This is a genomic window from Bradyrhizobium sp. CCGB12 (assembly GCF_024199845.1).
Classification (GTDB): domain Bacteria; phylum Pseudomonadota; class Alphaproteobacteria; order Rhizobiales; family Xanthobacteraceae; genus Bradyrhizobium.
The window spans coordinates 1,703,090-1,720,052 of the sequence record NZ_JANADO010000001.1; the positions used below are offsets into that span (position 1 = coordinate 1,703,090).

Genomic DNA, 16,963 nt, shown 5'->3' on the forward strand with positions numbered 1-16,963 from the left:
GGCGTCGTGAGCACAGAGATCGCCGAATATCACAGCATCCCGCCGGCGCGTCGCAGCCTGCTGATCGCGTCCAAATGGCTCTTGCAGGCCGCGATCGTGATCGTGGTGGCCGGCCTGGTCATCTGGCTTGGTCTCGCGGTCCGCGAGGCACTCGCTCGCAAGGGCATCCAGTTCTCGTTCGGTTATCTCGGCAATGTCGCGAATTTTAGCCTCAGTGAAGGCTTCGTCCCTTCACGTGGGGGCAACTGGCCGGTTCTGGAGCTTTTCTCTCCCTCCCATAGCAATTTCCAGGCGCTGCTGGCGGGTCTATGGAATTCGCTGAAGGTCGCGCTTTCGGCGATCGTCCTCTGCACAATGTTCGGGACGCTGGTCGGCATCGGCCGGCTTTCGACCAACTGGCTGGTGCGTAAGCTTTGCTTTGGACTGGTCGAAGCCATACGCAATACACCGCTGCTGATCCAGATCGTGTTCTGGTACTTCGCGGTGGTCCTGCGGTTTCCCCCCGCCAACGCTGCTTCGAATTGGTTCGGCGGCCTTCTTGCCAGTCGTTCGGGTGTGTTCTTTCCTGGCCTCGTGATCTCCGAGCGCGCTAGCGTCGGTTCCTGGGGATTGCTCGCCATCGCCTTCGCCTTGGTCGTCGCTTGCGTTGCTCTGCGCGGACTGCGACTCCGGCTGATCCTTTTGGCGGCGGCGCTCTCAGTCCTGATCGCAACTGCCTTTGCCGGTTTCCCCCTCGGCCTCGACCTGCCGGTCGCGACGCGGTTCAGCGCGCGCGGAGGCTTTGCGATTTCACCGGAAATGACGGCACTTCTCATCGCGATCGTCGTCAACAGCTCCGCCTATGTCGCCGAGATTGTCCGCGGCGCAATCGAGGCCTTGCCGAAGGGGCAATGGGAGGCGTCTGCCTCGCTCGGATTGTCGCGTTCCCACACGCTGCGCGACATCATCCTTCCGCAGGTCTTCAGGATCGTCCTGCCATCCCTCGCCAACCGATATATCAGCCTGACCAAGGACACCTCGCTCGGGATCGCAATCGGCTTCCCTGACCTGTTCAACGTCTACGGCACCGTCTCGAACCAGACCGGACGAAACCTCGAAGGCGTCGTGATCGTGATGCTGACTTACCTCGCGCTGAGCTGGATCATCAGCGCCTGCGTGAATGGCGTCAACGCGCGCGTCAATGGACGGAGGGAGCGATGAGCACGGTCGCGCTGCGGTGGGTCCATCGCAATCTCTTCGCCAAGCCGTTCGATACCGCGCTGTCGCTTGTCGTCATCCCGACGCTGGCCTGGGCTGTCTATGCCTTTGGCTATTGGGCGCTGGTCCAGGCGCATTGGCAAGTCGTCGGCGGCAGCTTCAAGGTGCTGATGACCGGCATCTATCCCGCCGACCAGTTGTGGCGGGCCTGGTTCGCCGTCGCGACGCTCTGCGCGATGTTCGGAGCGGGCCTCGGCCTTTCGGTCCGCGCAGGGCGAGCGGCGCTGACGGTCGTCGCTTTGGTGGCGGTCCTGATCGCGGCGGTGCTGGCGGTCGCGATCGACGTGCATTCCGGCGGGCTCGCGGTTGCCTGCGCTGCGCTTGGCATTGCCGCATGGGGCGGCGTCCATCGTTCGGCCGTGGACCAGCGCATCGTCCTGTCCGGACTGCTTGCAGGCGTCGTCGCAATCTTCGTCGTGCTCTCGCCGCCGGGGTTCGAGGTCTGGGGCGGTCTGCTGCTCAGCGTTGTCCTGACGATCGCGGTCTCGATCCTGACGTTGCCTTTCGGGATCCTGCTCGCGCTTGGACGACAAAGCCGCATCACCAGCCTGCGCCTGATTTCGACCGCCTATATCGAGACGATGCGGTCGGTGCCGTTGATCCTCGTCGTCTACTGGATCTGGATCATCGTGCCGCTGCTGGCGCCGGATACGTCCGTGCCGGGCCTGCTGCGCGGCATGGCCGGTTTTGCTCTCTTCTTCGCGGCTTATGTCGCCGAATATGTCCGCAGCGGACTTCAAGCGGTCCCCAGGGCGCAGATCGAGGCAGCGCGTTCGCTCGCAATGAGCAGCTGGACGCTCAATGTCGACATCGTTCTGCCGCAGGCGCTGCGGGTTGTCGTCCCGTCGCTGGTCGGACAGATCCTCGACATCTTCAACGGCGCGACACTGGTCTTCATCATCGGCCTGACCGATTTCCTGCGCGCCGGACAGATGATCCTTGCCGATCCACAGAACAGCGGTCGAACCTACGAGATCTACGTCTTCCTGTTCGCTGTCTATCTCGCCATCGGCGGGGCGATCACCTACGCGTCGCGCCGCCTCGAAGCCCATCTCGCAAGGGGATCACGATGAACGCCGTCCAGATTCCAGTGGCCACGACATCGCGCGACGTCATCGTCAGCATCGGCCGCCTCAACAAGTCCTTTGGTGCGTTCCATGCTCTGAAGGATGTCGATCTCGACGTCGGGCGCGGTGAAGTCGTCGTCATCATCGGTGCCAGCGGCTCGGGGAAGTCGACCTTGATCCGCTGTGTCAACGGTCTGGAGATGTACCAGAGCGGGCGCCTGACCGTCGACGGCTTCAACATGCCGACGGAGGCCGATCGCGCGATCGGCGGCGAGAAGGAATTGGCCAGGATCCGCAAGGGCGTCGGCATGGTGTTCCAGCAGTTCAATCTGTTCCCGCATATGAGCGCGATCGACAACGTCGCAATTGCGCCGATCCGAGTTCGCAGCCGCAAGCCGGAGGAGGCGAGGGCGAACGCACTGCGCCTTCTCGAGCGGGTCGGGCTGCGCGACCACGCCCACAAGAATCCGGCCCAGCTCTCCGGTGGCCAGCAACAGCGCGTCGCAATCGCCCGGTCGCTGGCGATGGAGCCGCATATCATGCTGTTCGATGAGCCGACCTCGGCGCTCGACCCCGAGATGGTCGGCGAAGTGCTCGACGTCATGCGCGAGCTCGCTCGTGAGGGCATGACGATGATGATCGTGACCCACGAGATGGGTTTCGCCCGCGAGGTCGCCGACCGCGTCGTCTACATCGATCACGGACGGATCCTGGAGATCGGCACGCCGGCCGAGATATTCGACCGGCCGACGCACGAACGAACCCGAACCTTTCTCTCGCGCGTGCTTCGTCACTGACGAAGGCGCCAGAGCTCGCGGAGCGAGTCCAGAATTCCATTCACCTAGAAAGAGGATGACATATGTCACTTGCGCCGGGCACCGCTCAAGCCCATCCGACCGACGTCAACTGGCACAGTCTTTTTGGTGCTGATGCCCATCAGGCCGGCGCTGACGTCGTCGCGCTGATCGATCAGGACCGCAAGAGGGAAGCGCTGTCCCTCAACATGATCGCTTCCGCCTCCTATGCGCCACTCGGCCTGCGGCAGATCGAGGGGACCCATCTCGTCAACCGCGCGCCGATGGGACTGCCCGGCCGGCGGAGCGTCGCCAATTGCGAAGAACTCGACGCCATCGAGAACCTCGCGATCGATCGGGCGAAGGCGATCTTCGGCGCCGAATACGTCAACGTGCAGGCGCTGTCTTCGACCATTGCCAATGTCGCCGTCCTGCGCGCGATCCTGCCTCCCGAAGGCGCGCGGCTGCTGACCTTCGATGAACTCGCCGGCGGCCATGTCAGCCACGGCGCCATGCGCCATATCACGGGCGCGAACCGCGAGGTGGTCTCGTTCGGCGTGACCCGTACCGGCGCGGTCGATCTGGATCAGGCCCGCGACCTTGCACGCAAGACGAGGCCACATGTCTTGCTCGCCGGCCCATCCTCGTATCCGCGCGAGATTGACTTTGGGGGATTGAAGACCATCGCCGACGAGGTCGGTGCGCTCCTCTTCACTGACATTGCCCATGTCGCGGGGCTGATCGCGGTCGGCCTCCATGCCAATCCCGTTCCCTTCTCCGACGTGTCCACGAGCTCGACGCAAAAGACTTTGTGCGGACCGCGCAACGGCGCCTTTGTCTTCGCCAAAGAGCGCTTCGGCGCCGCCATCGACGCCGCCGTCTATCCCGGCCTGCAAGGCCCGGCAGCCTCGAATATGATCGCGGCGCGGGCGGTGCAGATGGACATGATCACCCGCCCGGCCTTTGCGCAGCTCATGCGTGACGTCGTCGCGAATGCAAAGGCGTTTGGTGCGAGCCTGGAGGAGGGCGGCGTCGAGCTCTACACCGGAGGCACGGACTCGCACATGATCATGGCCTACACCGGTGAAAGCTGGACCCAGCCGGAATTGGTGGCGGGGCTCGGTGCTTATGGTGTCATCGGCAACGCCATGCGTGCGCCGGGGCAAGCTGGCGAGCCGCGTACCGCTTTCCGCTTCGGTAGCGTCGCATTGACGATTCGCGGCTTTGACGTAACCGAGACGAGGAAACTCGGTCGCGAAGTTGCGGAGATTTTGCGTGCCGGCCCAAGCGCTTCCGTCGATCCTGCGCGGCTTCGCAGGCTGAGGGATCTGGCTAACACCCATCCCATTCCGTCCTTTGTCGATTGATCCAGCATGCGGCCGGCGTGAACGCCAGGGGCGGTCCCGCCCCGGGCGTTCAACCCTTCGACAGGATGCCAGGACCCATTCGTCACGAGTCGGCCCATCACCGCATGATGGCATCATGCCGCTGTTTTGCCCGACGGGTCAAGTCGATTTCGAAAAATACGAAAAAGCTTGATGCTGCCGAGGCTTGGCTACTGTGCATGGGGTTGTTTTCGGAGTTTTTATTTTGAAGGCTCCAGTCCAGCCGATTTCGCGGCCGGGCCGAGAGGGCCGCGCTCATCCCTTCGGCCCACGCAGCTGCGCCGTCAGCTTCTCCATCGCCTCCGCCACGTCCCGCCACTGTGACAGCCAGCTGCGCGGAAAGCGGAAGGTGAGGTCGGCGCCGCCGACGCGGCGCTCGGAGAGACACATGCCTGGTGTCGCCGCATCGCGGGTGCAGCGCGCGGCCAGCGCGGGGCTTGCGGCCGAATACAGATCTTCGCTGCCGTAGGGCGTATCGGAGCGGAACATCCGCATCGTCAGGCCTTCCTCGGGCTGGGTTGCGGCCTGGTCGAGATAGCGCGGATAGATCGTGGCTGTTCGCTGCTCGGGTGCGAGCGCATCGTGATGAGCCGCGATCGACAGGAAGATACGATCGATTGATTGCACCGCCGTCTCCACCGTGTCGGCGGTGACGTGCTTCGGTGCGCCCGGCGGTTCCAGCGAGGGATAGAGGAAGTCGAGGTCGATGCGCTCCTGCGGTCCGGAGTGACGCTGGATCTTCATCCGGATCGCCGTCGCAGGCAGGTTGAACAGCGTGCCGCCGACGCTCACCGGCAGCTTGTCCGGGGCGTTTGCCCCGCGCGTGCCCCAGGTCGGCCACAGCAGGTAGGCGACGAGCGCCACCGCGCATGCCGCAGCCGCGGCGCCGAGCACGATCGGAACGACGTGCGCACGGGGGCGTGTCCGGGAAGAGTGAGGGGAGGCTGCCGAAAACACCGTCATGAGCTAGCGCAAGAGAGCGGAGGTCGGCCGCTGGCCGACGAATCAGCGGCGAATATGCCATGCGTCGGCGATTTCGCGGAGCGTTCCCGGCTGCGGGGAAAGGGGGAGCGCCCTGCGCAGGCTGGCCGCCGGCGTTAACCTTCTCTTAAGGATAATGTAGCGTTAACCGGCACGATTTGTCACAGGAAGGCGCTGGCGTTGCGTAAGGGCGGACCGTTCCGATGACACCTGAAGCTCTCAATACCTTCTTCTCGATCTGCATCGGTTTCGCGCTCGCGGGCGCGCTCGTGAACGGATACCAGGCGGTCGCGCAGCGTCCCGCCGGATTCGGCCTGTTGCAGGATGGCGTCGCGCCCAAGACCTTCGCGGCGGTGCCGTTCCTGGTGTTCGCCGCGCCCTTCATCATCATGCGCAACACGCTACGCGGCCTGCGGGTGGAAAGCCGCCGCGCCGAGTTCGTGATGATGGCGACCGTCATCGCCGGCTTCTGGAGCATGATGAGCGGCACATTCTTCCTGATGACGCTGCGCGCGGCCGGCGTCCTGGGCTGACGCTCGGCGGGACCGCCCGGCGGAGGGCCCTTTGCGTCCAGGCCGTCGTTTCGCTATGCCAGGATCATCCTGACAGGAGACCTCCATGGCGATCTACGAGCTCGACGGGCAGGCGCCCGACCTTCCCGCCGACGGCAATTATTTCATCGCGGAGACCGCCACCGTGATCGGCCGCGTGCGCCTGAAGCCCGGCGCGAGCGTCTGGTTCGGCGCGGTGCTGCGCGGCGACAATGAGTGGATCGAGATTGGCGAGGGCGCCAACGTGCAGGACGGCTCGACCTGCCACACCGATCTCGGCTTCCCGCTTGTCATCGGCAGGAACTGCACGGTCGGTCACAACGTCATCCTGCACGGTTGCACCATCGAGGAGGGTGCGCTCGTCGGCATGGGCTCGATCGTGATGAACGGCGCAAAGATCGGCAGCAACAGCATCGTCGGCGCCGGCTCCGTCATCACTGAGGGCAAGGAGTTCCCCGAGCGCTCGCTGATCATCGGCTCCCCCGCGCGCGTGATCCGCACGCTCGACGATGCCCAGGTCCAGAAGATGGGGAGTGCGGCCAGGTTCTATGTGGCCAACGGCCCGCGCTTCAAGAAGGGCTTGAAGCGGATCGATTGAGAGGCCGACGCATCCGGAAGGGAGCGTCAGCTTCCCTCGGACTCGCGCGCCTCGATCGCGCCCGCGACCTTCTCGTGGCCGGCGGCCCAGAGCGCATGCTCGTCTCTGCCGTTTGAGTACGGATTGGCTTCAGCCGGGATGCTTTCGCGCGCTGCGCGCTCGCCTTCTGCAAAGGGGTCGCGATCGGTCATCGTGATTTGGCCTCCTCGCTGTCAAGCTGATGTGACGGCGTTTGTTCCGGAACTCGTCTTCATCGCAGCGGTTGACCGGCAAAGGAGAATTTCCGATGGCTGCCAGACCGTCCGCAACAGGTTCAATCAAGACCATGGTCGTGATCTTCGCACTCGCGGCGATGCCGGCCGTATCGTTCGCACAGGCGACCGGCGGCTCTACCGGATCGACCGGCGGTTCTGTGGGGTCGACTTCCACGGGTTCGACCGGAGGCGTCGCCAACTCGCCGGCTCCGCCGCCCGGTACGAACAGCCTTGGTACGGCTCAATCCTCCGGTCCGGGCGCCGGGGTCACCACGGGCACCGGCTCCGGGCCCGCGGATGCCACCGTCAGTTCCGAGAACCGGCTGCTCGACAAGAAGATGAAGAGCATCTGCCGCGGCTGCTAAGGCTCGCGCGGAAGTGAGACAGTGTGGCTGTCAGGAGTGCCCAAGGAACGCTAGCTTGGTCCTGCTTTGAAGCGTGGAGCGTGTCCACGCGGAGGATCAAGTGATGCTACGCAAGATGATGATGACGGCGCTGGCCGTCGCGGCAGTCGGGTTGTCGGTGCCGCAAGCGGCCCAGGCGCGGGGCGGCTTCGGACACGGTGGTGGCGGCTGGCACGGCGGTGGCTGGGGCCACGGTGGCTATTGGCGTGGCGGCGGCTTCTGGCCGGGTGTCGCGATCGGGGCGGGCCTCGCCGGCGCCGGCTACTACGGCGGTTATTATGGTTATGGCTATGGCTATCCCTATTACGGTGGCCCAACCTATTATGGTGCCGGCTATAACGATGGTTATGGCGGTTGCTACGTCGTCCGGAAGCGCGTGATGACGCCTTCGGGATGGCGATACCGCAACGTCGACGTCTGCGAGTGAGACGGGAAGATCGGCCGGACCGACCAAAAAACAAGGCCGTTGACGCAGTATACCGTCAACGACCTTGCCAGCCCCGGACATTGAAATCGGCTCACGCCATCCGGTGACCGCGAGCATCGCGCGGAATCATACGGGTGAATGTGATCCAGTTCACAAGTCGAAAAAATAAAGCGGCGGCGAGCCGTAACCGCTCAGCCGCGCGTGCGCTTGCGTGCGTTGGCATAGGCGCGGTGCCGTGCCGGTTTCCTTCGGGTAACCGAGGGGGTTTCAGCCTCGGTGGTCCGGGCGCTGGCAAAGGACTGCCGCAAGCCGTCGATGGACTCGTTCAGCGACGCCACCTGCTCGGACAGGCGCTTGGTGTCGGCCTGCTGCGCCGCCATCAGCCGCTTCATGGTCTGGAGCTGGTCCTGGACGAGCTGGAGCTGGTCGATCGATTCCTGCTGGGTCGCTTCCAGCCCCTTGGTCTTCTCGACGAGCTGCTCGGACACCTGTGCCGTACGGGCCTGAAGCTGCCGCGATGCCACCACCCGGTCGGTCTCGGGAGCTGCCCCGGTATAGGTGCGCCAGATCGCAATCGAGGTCACCCCGGCGACCAGCAAAAGGAGGGCGGCGGCGGTCAGCGCGATCGGCTGGGCCCCACGGCGGAGGGGATTGGACGGCGCGTCCTGTGCGAGATCGATCATCGCTGACAAAATCCAAATTCAAACTTGGTGAGTGGCGAAGACCAGCAGCCCGAAAGGGCGACCGGGATGTCCCGAAAGTGTTACTGATTAGCAACAATTGGGACCAAAAAGAGGCTGATGCCCAAAAAAGGTATGGACAAGGCTCTTGGCGCTCCGGCGTGCGGGTCAAGAGTGCCGAGGGAACGTCGCCCGAAAGCGAGGTGACTAGGCTTCCGGCTGAAACGGCGAAAACGGCCCGGAATAGGACTTCGGCCGCGGCGCCGCATAGGGGCCGAGCCGGGACGTCTTCAGGCCCAGCCGCACCACTGATTCTGCCAGTGTGATTGCCGCCGCAACGCCGTCCACCACCGGGAGACCGTGCGTGGAGGCGAGCTCGCCGGCGAGATCGGCCATGCCGGCGCAGCCGAGTACGATGGCCTCTGCGCGGTCGTCGCGGATTGCGGCGGTGATCTCCGCGGAGATCTTGCCGACGGCCTCCGTATTGCGCTCCTCGAGCGCGAGCACCGGGACCTCGGCGGCGCGGACGCGGGCGCAGCGTTCGGCGAGGCCGTATTTCCTTAAGTTGTGCTCGATCGGAACGACGGAAACACCGAGCGTCGTCACCACGGCGAAGCGCGCGGCGATCAGGCTCGCCATGTGGAAGCCGGCTTCGCCGATGCCGATCACCGGCGCTTTCGCGGCCGCGCGCGCGGCATCGAGGCCAGTGTCGTCGAAACAGGCGATGATGTGCGCGTCTGCGCCCTCGCGGTCGGCCTCGCGGATGCAACCGAGCATGCCGGGCACGGCGAAGGCCTCGTCGTAAAATCCCTCGATCGAAACCGGGCCCATCGCCGGCTGGCGCGCGTCGATTGCGGTGTCGGGCAGCGCGACGCTGCGCGCCGCAGCGGCGATCTTCGCCGTCATCGACGCGGTGGTGTTGGGATTGACGATGTGCAGTCGCATCGCGATCAGACAAGCCCCTTGCCGGCGTCCGAGCCCTTGGCCGCCTGCCGCTTGTTGAGCATGTGGATGGTGCCGAGCGCAAGGGTGATCACCGTGAATGAGACGGCCGAGATCACGGTGCCGAGCGCATAGATATCGGGGTTCGTCACGGTGGTGGTGAGGCCCTGGAGATCGAGCGGCAATGTATTCACGGCCCCGATCGCTTGGCTGGAGCGGGCGAGCTCGTCCCATGACAGCGTGAAGCCGAACAGGCCGATGCCGATCACCGATGGCAGGATGATCGGCAGCACGACGTGACGGAATGTCTGCCACGGTGTCGCACCAAGATCGCGCGCGGCTTCTTCGAGGCGCGGGTCAAAGCGGTTGAAGATCGCGAACATGATCAAAAGGCCAAACGGCAGTGTCCAGGTCAAATGTGCGCCAAGCCCGGAGGTGAGCAGGCCCATCGAGGTCTCGAAGTTCTCGTTCCAATGCGCCTTGATCAGATCGTCGATGATGCGGAATTCGAGGGAGATGCCGAGCGAGGTGATGATCGAGGGCACGATCAGGCTCGCGATCGCCGAGTAGAACAGGATGCTTTGCGCCTTGAACTTACGGCGGAAGGCCATGCCGGCGGCGACCGACAGCACGACGGTGACGATCATCACGATCACGCCCAGCAGCAGTGAGCGGCGGAAGGCCGCGCCGAGATCGACGATGCCGGTGCCCTGGAACAGTTTTGCGATCCAGAAGGTCGACACGCCATTCATCGGGAAGGTGAGGCCGCCCTGCGGGCCCTGGAACGACAGCACGTAGATCGCGATCATCGGGCCGTAGAGAAACAGCACATAGGCCGCGAAGAAGATCGCGAGCACGTAGAAAGAGCGCGGGCGTCCCTCCTTCATGCTCTACAGCTCCTTCTTGATGTCGACGATGCGTGACATCATGGTGATGATCAGGAAGGTGATGGCGAGCAGGATCACGGCGTTGGCCGCTGCTGCGGGGAACTGCAGCGCGTTGACCCGCGTCTCGATGATCTTGCCGGCGGCGGCGATCTGCTGGCCGCCCATCACGCCGATGGTGATGAAGTCGCCCATCACGATGGTGATGACGAAGATCGAGCCGATCACGATGCCGGGCTTGGCGAGCGGAATGATGACGTTGACCAGCGTCTGGAAGCCGGTCGCGCCGGCGTCATAGGCGGCTTCGATCAGCGATTTGTCGATACGCACCATCGAGTTGAAGATCGGCACCACCATGAAGAAGGTGAAGAGATGCACCAGCGCCAGCACTACGGAGAATTCGGAAAACAGCAGCCATTCCACGGGATGGTTGATTAGGCCCGTTTTGACGAGGCCGGAATTGACGAGGCCGTTGCGGCCCAGCAGCGGAATCCAGGCGATCATGCGGATCACGTTGGAGGTCCAGAACGGGATCGTACAGAGCAGCGACAATCCCATCTGCCAGGTCTTCGACTTGACGTGGAAGGCGAGGAAGTAGGCGACCCAGAAGCCGATGAAGAGCGTGATCGCCCAGACCATGAAGCAGAGCTTGAGTGTCTTCAGATAGGTCTTGCCGATCGTGCAGAGATCGGGGAGTTGCGCGATGCAGCCTTCGAACGTGTCGGTGTAGCCGCGGCCTGAGAAGGCCGGCAGCAATTGGTATTCGTTGTAGTCCCAGAACGAGACGATGACGACGAACACCAGCGGAATGAGGAAGAAGGCGAGAAACACCAGCATCATCGGCCCGGCCTGAAGCCAGGAGATGAAGGAGGGCGACAGGCGCGTCACTTTCGCGGCGCGTGCTGTGCCCGACCCCGGGATCAAGCCCGGGGTCACCTGTTGCAGGACTTCTTCCGACATGTCGATTACGCCGCGATGAACTCGTTCCACTTGCGGACCATGTAGTCGTTCTCGTCCATCACGGCGTTCCAGCACGCGACGCCGCCCATGCGGTCCTCATAGGAGCCGCCGTCGCGCACGGAGCCGGCCTTCTCCAGCAGCGAGCCGTCGGGCGCCTTGATGTCCTTCTCGGCCGGCTTGCCTTCCATCCAGTAAGCCCACTCGTAGGGCTGCATGTGGGCTTTCGCGGTCGAGAGCACGGCGGAGTAGTAGCCCTGGCGGTTGAGATACGCGCCGGCATAGCCGGACAGGAACCAGTTCACGAACTCATAGGCCCATTCGAGCTTGGGGCCCGAGACTCCCTTGGAGACGCAGAAGCCCGAGGCCCAGGAGCGATAGCCTTCCTTGAGCGGCTGGAAGGTGCAGGCAATCCCCATCGAGCGAACCTTCGTCACCGCAGGCGACCACATCGACTGGATCACGGTCTCGCCCGAGGCCATCAGATTGACGCTCTCGTTGAAGTCCTTCCAGAAGGCACGGAACTGGCCGGCCTTCTTGGCCTCGGTCATCGCCTTCATGGTGAGATCGATCTCTTCCTTGGTCATGTTGCCCTTGTCGGCGTATTTGTATTTGCCGGAGGCTTCCACGACCATCGCGGCGTCCATGATGCCGATCGAGGGGATATTAAGGATCGAGGCCTTGCCCTTGAATTCAGGATTGAGCAGCTCGGACCACGAGCTGATGGGACGTTTGATCAGGTCGGGGCGGATGCCGAGCGTGTCGGCGTTGTAGACCGTCGGGATCAGCGTCACGAATTCGGTCGCCGAGGTCGCGAACTTCTTGGAGTCCTTGCCTTCGAGATAGAGCACCTTCCAGGGCGCGGTGCCCTGGCCGCCGATCTTCTTGCCGTGGGGCGTCTCGCCCTTGGTGAAGACGGGCGTAATGTTGTCGAATTCCTTGATCTTCCTGGCGTCGAGGGCGAGGATGTTGCCCGACGGCACGATCTTCTTCAGCGAGAAATATTCGGTGTCCAGCACGTCGAAGGAATTCGGCTGGGTCATCACGCGCTTGGTGACGTCGTCGGTGGTCGCGGTGATGTATTCGATCTTGATGCCGGTGTCCTTCAGGCACTGCTTGGAGATGTCGTCGCCCTCGTTCACGGCGGTGCCGAGATAGCGCAGCACCTTCGTTTCCGCCGATTTCACATAGGGAAAGCCGGTAATGGCGCCGGAGCCGGCGGCAAGGCCGGCGAGTCCAGCGGTGCCCTTGAGCAGCGTGCGGCGGCTGACGCCCTTCGTCCTGGTGGTCTCGGTCATATCAGTCACTCCTCTGTTGCGCATTCCAGTGATCGATCGGCGCTATTGCAGGCGTTGCGCCTTAGCGGGATCCCAGGTGGCCAGCACGCGATCGCCCGGACGGAACGGATGGACGTCGAAGGTGGCCTCGGGAACGTGGGAGAACAGGGCGGTGCCGTCCTCGAGCGTGAGCGAGACAGCGATGTAGGAGCCCTGGTACTCGGTCTGGGTCAAAAGAGCCGGTGCGCCAAACGCGCCGTCGGCGAACGGCACGATGCCGAGCTGGTCGGCACGCACGGCGATGAGGCTGCCGGCATCGCTCAGCACATTGTGACCGCCGATGAAGCGCGCCACGAACTCGGTGCGGGGATGGTGGAAGATGTCGCGGGCTGAGCCCTGCTGCTCGATCCTGCCGTGGTTCATCACCACGATGTGGTCGGCCAGTGCCATCGCCTCTTCCTGGCCGTGGGTGACCTGGATGAAGCTGATGCCGAGCTCGCGCTGGAGCCGCTTCAATTCGCCGCGCATCCTGACGCGCAGGAACGGATCGAGCGCGGAAAGCGGCTCGTCGAGCAATAGGATCTGCGGCTCGGTGATCAGCGCGCGGGCGAGCGCCACGCGCTGCTGCTGGCCGCCGGAGAGTTGCGCCGGGAGACGGCCCGCATATTGGCTCATCGCGACCAGCTCGAGCAATTCGCCGGCACGCTTGTGGCGCGTCGGCTTGTCGATGCCGCGCATCTTCAAGGCGAAGGCGACATTGTCGAGCACGGTGAGGTGCGGAAACAGCGCGTAGGACTGGAACATCATCGCCGTGCCGCGTTTGGCGGGCTCGAGGTCGGTGACATTCTGCGCGCCCAGGATGATGTCGCCGGCGCTCACCGCCTCGTGGCCCGCGATCATGCGCAGGGTCGAGGTCTTGCCGCAGCCGGAGGGGCCGAGCAGGCAGCAATAGGTGCCGGCCGGGATCCTCAGGTTGACGTTATCGACCGCCAGCGTGCTGTCGTAGCGCTTGGTGACGGCGACCAGTTCGAGAGCGGCGGGAGTGGCCATGGCGTGTCCAAGGGAGGGCGATGTTTCCCGCCTCTCTCCGCAAGGTCCGTGCCAACAGCCCGCGTTCGATCAAATTTCATAAACTGTGCAGCGGAGTCAGATCGTTAGATCGAATCCGGCGCATTTGGCTGCCCGCCCGCTGTGCAGCTGTCTGCACACAAAACGGGCGACAATTGTATAAAGTTTCGCCTGTGATTGGATACAGCTCGTCGACTAACATTCGCAGCCGAACGTTGTCGATCGAGCCCGATGTCCATGGCTGCCAAGACCCGCCCGAAATCCGACGCGCCGGACGCGAGCGATCGCGTCAGCCGTATCAGGGAGGGCGTGACCGCGGCGATCCTCGAGCACCGCCTGCTCCCCGGCACGAAACTCGGCGAGGACGAGATCGGCGACATCTACGGCGCCAGCCGTACGCTGGTCCGTACCGCGCTCCAGCAGCTGGCGCATGAGGGCATCGTCAACATCGAGAAGAACCGCGGCGCCTTTGTCGCGCGCCCGACGCCCGCGGATGCCCGCGAGGTGTTCGAGGCGCGCCGCTTGATCGAGCCCACCATCGTCGACCATGCCTGCGAAGCGGTTTCACGAGCCTGGCTCGATCGCCTCCAGCAACATCTCAGCGAGGAGCGCGAGGCCGAGATTCGAGGCGATGCACGCGCCTCGGTGCGGCTCTCCGGCGAGTTTCATCGTCTCGTCGCCGAGATGAGCGGCCACAGCATCTATCTCGGTTTCCTCAAGGAGCTGATCGCGCGCTCCTCGCTCATCATCCTGCTCTACCGCCGTCACGACACCCCGGCCTGCGGTACCGATCATCACGCCGGCATCGTCGCCGCGATCCGAAAACGCGACAGAGAGGCCGCGCGCGCGCAAATGCTGTCACATCTGACCGAGATCGAGGCCGAGCTGTTCCTGAAAGATCCCGCGGCCGACGAACTGCGGCTCGCGGACGTGCTTGGGGTCTGACCCGAACGGATCGCGAGCGCCAGGAGGATCGCAGCCGGAGCTGCGGCCCCGATTCAGTGGCTGAACTCGCGTTCTGCGGCGAGCCGTCCCTCCGGGGTGATCTCGTAGTCGCCGTTTCGCTTTGTCATCAGCCCTGACCTGACCATCTCACGCGCAAGCTGTACCGAGCAGACCGGATTGTTGCCCCCTGGGTAGTACAGCCTGTCGTTTCGGACCAGCAAATGGCCGTACAATTGAGCCTGACGCAATGCCCTGCGCATCCCGGGTGATGGATTTGCCATGCCGGTTTAAGCGCCAGCGCGATGAAGGTTCCTAATGGACGTGGGGACCGCAAGGGCGTTTTCCCTCGGCGGGGCAGGTAGTGGAGCAGGCAGGAACCCTCGTTCTGCCGTCGCCTTCATTGGCCGCAGCCCCGGCGAGGAGCAGCTCTTCCTCGTCAGCGGCGACTCTGGACAGGGCATCACGGCGAGTGAGCTCGCGGCCGTCGAACGTCTGCGTCTGCGGCCAGGGGAGGGGCGCATTGTCCGCAGCTGCCTGAAAAAGATCGCGGCGTGCCGGGACCGGAACGGACATTTGCAACTGCATTCGGCAAGCTGCACCCATCTCGGCTGCGTCGTGCACTGGAATGCGCTGGAGCAGTGTTGGGACTGCCCGTGCCACGGGTCGCAGTTTGCACCCGCGGCACCGCGCTCAACGGCCCAGCTGTTTCGCCGCTCGGCGAGGTCGACAAGCCCGCCAATCTTGAAGCCGCGGAGTGAGCGGCAGTCCCGTAGGAAGGTGCGGCCAGGCTTGAAGTATCCCGCCGCCGACGAGCTGCGGCTCGCGGACGTGGTTGGCGCGTGAGCGAACCGCGCGCGAGCCGGCTATGGCAACGAAGATCGTTCGTTTCGCCTGATGATCTTCAGCACGAGCAAGCCAATGCCAAGCACCAGGAAGAGAACGCCGAAGAACGTCGTGCCGTCGGATTCGAAGGTCATGCCGACCGCGGTCAGCAGGCATCCGATGATGATTGCGAAGAGCCCGCCGAGCTTCTTGACCAGCAGGACATGTCCGTCACTCGTTTGTGCCACCATGTTAAGCCTCGTCACTTGATATGCGGCCTGTCAGGTCGCGCCCTGGCGCCCATCATCTTCCGTCGCGGACCGCGAGCTATCGTACTCTCGTGCAAGGCGTCTGCAATCTCGCGTTGATCACTTGTCGAACGCGATTTCGGCTTTTTGATTAGAGTTCGACGCAAGCGAGACAGTAGTGCTTACGTACTTGTCGAAAAAGTCCTGCTTCATCGCGCTGTCGCTGGATTCCTCTTGGAGCCGTATGGCTGAGATGCAAAATCGCCCTATGGTTGCAAATTGACTCGTCTCGGACATCGGAATCAACTGGCGCGTAAGCGTCGAGTTCTAGAACGGAGCCGACAGCAGTTGAATCCGTTCTGCGGAGTGCGGCCATGGCGCTACCTCTGGCTGACGAACGAGAGACAGCTTACGTCTCTACAGGTCACTTGCCCGGTCCAGAGACCGTGCAGTCGCTGGTGAACGAGGCGCAGCGGCGATTCAAGTCAATTCATGACGGAACCAACTCACAGGTCTACCCGGCGCTGGCCCGCGTGCCGAGCGAGCTGTTCGGGGTCTGTGTCGTCGGAAACAGCGGGCAGGTCTACGGTGCCGGCGACGTCGAGTACGAATTCTCCATCATGAGCGTGTCAAAACCGTTCCTGTTCGCGCTGGTCTGCGAGACCATCGGGCCGGAAGAGGCGCGCGCCAGGCTCGGTGCGAATGCGACCGGGCTTCCATTCAACTCGCTTGCCGCGATCGAGCAGGGCAGCGGCCGCACCAACCCGATGGTGAATGCCGGTGCGATTGCGACAACCAGCCTCGCACCGGGCGCCAGCGTTGCGGCGCGGTGGGCATTCATCCATGACGGATTGTCGCGCTTCGCAGGTCGTAAGCTGCCTCTCAATGAAGACGTCTATGCGTCAGCGTCGCAGACCAATTTCCGCAACCGCAGCATCGCGCGGCTGCTGGAGAGCTATGACCGCATCTATTGCGACGCAAAGGAAGCGACCGATCTCTACACGCGGCAATGCTCGCTGAACGTCAGCGCGCGGGATCTCGCGGTGATGGGCGCGACGCTCGCCGATGGCGGCGTCAATCCGGTCACGAAGCAGCGCGTGGTCGAAGCCTCGGTCTGCCACTATGCGCTCGCCGTGATGATCACGGCCGGCCTCTACGAGACCTCGGGCGACTGGCTCTACGACATCGGCCTGCCCGGCAAGAGCGGAATCGGCGGCGGCATCGTCGCGGTGTCTCCGGGAAAGGGCGGCTTCGGCACCTTTGCACCGCCGCTCGACGCCGCTGGAAACAGCGTGCGAGGACAGCTCGCCGCAAAGTTCTTGTCGCAGCGGCTCGGCATGGATCTGTTCGTATCGCAACCTGAGCCATGAATGCTGAAGAGATCGGCGGGCTTCGGCCTGACCGATGGCAACGCCGATCAAG

The 16,963-nt window shown here is 63.8% G+C and carries 19 protein-coding genes and 1 pseudogene; 11 read left to right on the top strand and 9 right to left on the bottom strand.

Features of this window, described 5'->3' with window-relative positions:
- Window positions 1-6: 6 nt before the first annotated feature.
- From NLM27_RS07975 to glyA, 4 genes are all read left to right on the top strand, one after another.
- The gene (locus NLM27_RS07975; RefSeq protein WP_254142821.1) at window positions 7-1,200 is read left to right on the top strand and encodes an ABC transporter permease subunit; all 1,194 of its coding nucleotides are present in this window, start codon (window positions 7-9) and stop codon (window positions 1,198-1,200) included.
- A complete protein-coding gene (locus NLM27_RS07980) occupies window positions 1,197-2,330 on the top strand; it encodes an amino acid ABC transporter permease (protein ID WP_254142822.1) in 1,134 nt (377 codons plus the stop codon). Before NLM27_RS07975 ends, NLM27_RS07980 begins: the two co-directional genes overlap by 4 nt.
- On the top strand, window positions 2,327-3,121 hold the full coding sequence (locus NLM27_RS07985) for an amino acid ABC transporter ATP-binding protein (RefSeq protein WP_256569943.1): 795 nt from the start codon (window positions 2,327-2,329) through the stop codon (window positions 3,119-3,121). Before NLM27_RS07980 ends, NLM27_RS07985 begins: the two co-directional genes overlap by 4 nt.
- A 62-nt stretch (window positions 3,122-3,183) precedes the next feature.
- Window positions 3,184-4,485 (top strand): serine hydroxymethyltransferase, encoded by a 1,302-nt coding sequence (glyA, locus tag NLM27_RS07990; protein WP_254142823.1) that lies wholly within the window; start codon window positions 3,184-3,186, stop codon window positions 4,483-4,485.
- A gap of 273 nt (window positions 4,486-4,758) precedes the next feature.
- On the opposite strand, the gene NLM27_RS07995 is transcribed toward glyA, so the two are convergent.
- The gene (locus NLM27_RS07995) at window positions 4,759-5,466 is read right to left on the bottom strand and encodes a hypothetical protein (protein WP_254142824.1); all 708 of its coding nucleotides are present in this window, start codon (window positions 5,464-5,466) and stop codon (window positions 4,759-4,761) included.
- Window positions 5,467-5,687: 221 nt separating this feature from the next.
- On the opposite strand from NLM27_RS07995, the gene NLM27_RS08000 reads away from it, so the two are divergent.
- Entirely contained in the window at window positions 5,688-6,017 is a 330-nt protein-coding gene (locus tag NLM27_RS08000; RefSeq protein WP_254142825.1) for a DUF6949 family protein, read from the top strand.
- Between the two features lie 85 nt (window positions 6,018-6,102).
- Complete coding sequence (locus NLM27_RS08005) at window positions 6,103-6,633, top strand: gamma carbonic anhydrase family protein (RefSeq protein ID WP_254142826.1); 531 nt, start codon at window positions 6,103-6,105, stop codon at window positions 6,631-6,633.
- Between the two features lie 26 nt (window positions 6,634-6,659).
- Here NLM27_RS08005 and NLM27_RS08010 read toward each other — a convergent pair whose 3' ends face one another.
- Complete coding sequence (locus tag NLM27_RS08010) at window positions 6,660-6,824, bottom strand: hypothetical protein (RefSeq protein ID WP_254142827.1); 165 nt, start codon at window positions 6,822-6,824, stop codon at window positions 6,660-6,662.
- Window positions 6,825-6,919: 95 nt separating this feature from the next.
- On the opposite strand from NLM27_RS08010, the gene NLM27_RS08015 reads away from it, so the two are divergent.
- Both NLM27_RS08015 and NLM27_RS08020 read left to right on the top strand, forming a co-directional pair.
- A complete protein-coding gene (locus tag NLM27_RS08015; RefSeq protein ID WP_254142828.1) occupies window positions 6,920-7,252 on the top strand; it encodes a hypothetical protein in 333 nt (110 codons plus the stop codon).
- 103 nt (window positions 7,253-7,355) lie between these two features.
- Window positions 7,356-7,718, top strand: a complete 363-nt coding sequence (locus NLM27_RS08020) for a hypothetical protein (protein ID WP_254142829.1) — start codon at window positions 7,356-7,358, stop codon at window positions 7,716-7,718.
- Window positions 7,719-7,909: 191 nt separating this feature from the next.
- Here the strand turns inward: NLM27_RS08020 and NLM27_RS08025 are convergent, their stop codons facing one another.
- From NLM27_RS08025 to NLM27_RS08050, 6 genes are all read right to left on the bottom strand, one after another.
- Window positions 7,910-8,401, bottom strand: coding sequence for a hypothetical protein (locus NLM27_RS08025; protein WP_254142830.1), 492 nt, complete (start codon window positions 8,399-8,401; stop codon window positions 7,910-7,912).
- A gap of 204 nt (window positions 8,402-8,605) precedes the next feature.
- Entirely contained in the window at window positions 8,606-9,343 is a 738-nt protein-coding gene (locus tag NLM27_RS08030) for an aspartate/glutamate racemase family protein (RefSeq protein ID WP_254142831.1), read from the bottom strand.
- A gap of 5 nt (window positions 9,344-9,348) precedes the next feature.
- A complete protein-coding gene (locus NLM27_RS08035; RefSeq protein ID WP_097658565.1) occupies window positions 9,349-10,227 on the bottom strand; it encodes an ABC transporter permease in 879 nt (292 codons plus the stop codon).
- A 3-nt stretch (window positions 10,228-10,230) separates the two neighbouring features.
- Window positions 10,231-11,190, bottom strand: a complete 960-nt coding sequence (locus NLM27_RS08040) for an ABC transporter permease (protein ID WP_254148777.1) — start codon at window positions 11,188-11,190, stop codon at window positions 10,231-10,233.
- Window positions 11,190-12,479 (bottom strand): PotD/PotF family extracellular solute-binding protein, encoded by a 1,290-nt coding sequence (locus tag NLM27_RS08045; RefSeq protein ID WP_254142832.1) that lies wholly within the window; start codon window positions 12,477-12,479, stop codon window positions 11,190-11,192. Before NLM27_RS08045 ends, NLM27_RS08040 begins: the two co-directional genes overlap by 1 nt.
- A 42-nt stretch (window positions 12,480-12,521) precedes the next feature.
- Entirely contained in the window at window positions 12,522-13,508 is a 987-nt protein-coding gene (locus tag NLM27_RS08050; RefSeq protein WP_254142833.1) for an ABC transporter ATP-binding protein, read from the bottom strand.
- Between the two features lie 255 nt (window positions 13,509-13,763).
- Here NLM27_RS08050 and NLM27_RS08055 point away from each other — a divergent pair, with 255 nt between their 5' ends.
- Together NLM27_RS08055 and NLM27_RS08060 are read left to right on the top strand one after the other, a co-directional pair.
- Window positions 13,764-14,471: a GntR family transcriptional regulator gene (locus tag NLM27_RS08055; RefSeq protein WP_254142834.1), complete on the top strand. Its 708-nt coding sequence runs from the start codon at window positions 13,764-13,766 to the stop codon at window positions 14,469-14,471.
- A gap of 396 nt (window positions 14,472-14,867) precedes the next feature.
- Window positions 14,868-15,229: pseudogene (locus tag NLM27_RS08060) on the top strand (Rieske 2Fe-2S domain-containing protein); the annotation flags it as partial.
- Window positions 15,230-15,334: 105 nt separating this feature from the next.
- Here NLM27_RS08060 and NLM27_RS08065 read toward each other — a convergent pair.
- Window positions 15,335-15,544, bottom strand: coding sequence for a hypothetical protein (locus NLM27_RS08065; protein ID WP_254142835.1), 210 nt, complete (start codon window positions 15,542-15,544; stop codon window positions 15,335-15,337).
- A 371-nt stretch (window positions 15,545-15,915) separates the two neighbouring features.
- On the opposite strand from NLM27_RS08065, the gene glsA reads away from it, so the two are divergent.
- Window positions 15,916-16,911 (top strand): glutaminase A, encoded by a 996-nt coding sequence (gene glsA / locus NLM27_RS08070; RefSeq protein ID WP_254142836.1) that lies wholly within the window; start codon window positions 15,916-15,918, stop codon window positions 16,909-16,911.
- Window positions 16,912-16,963 lie beyond the last annotated feature (52 nt).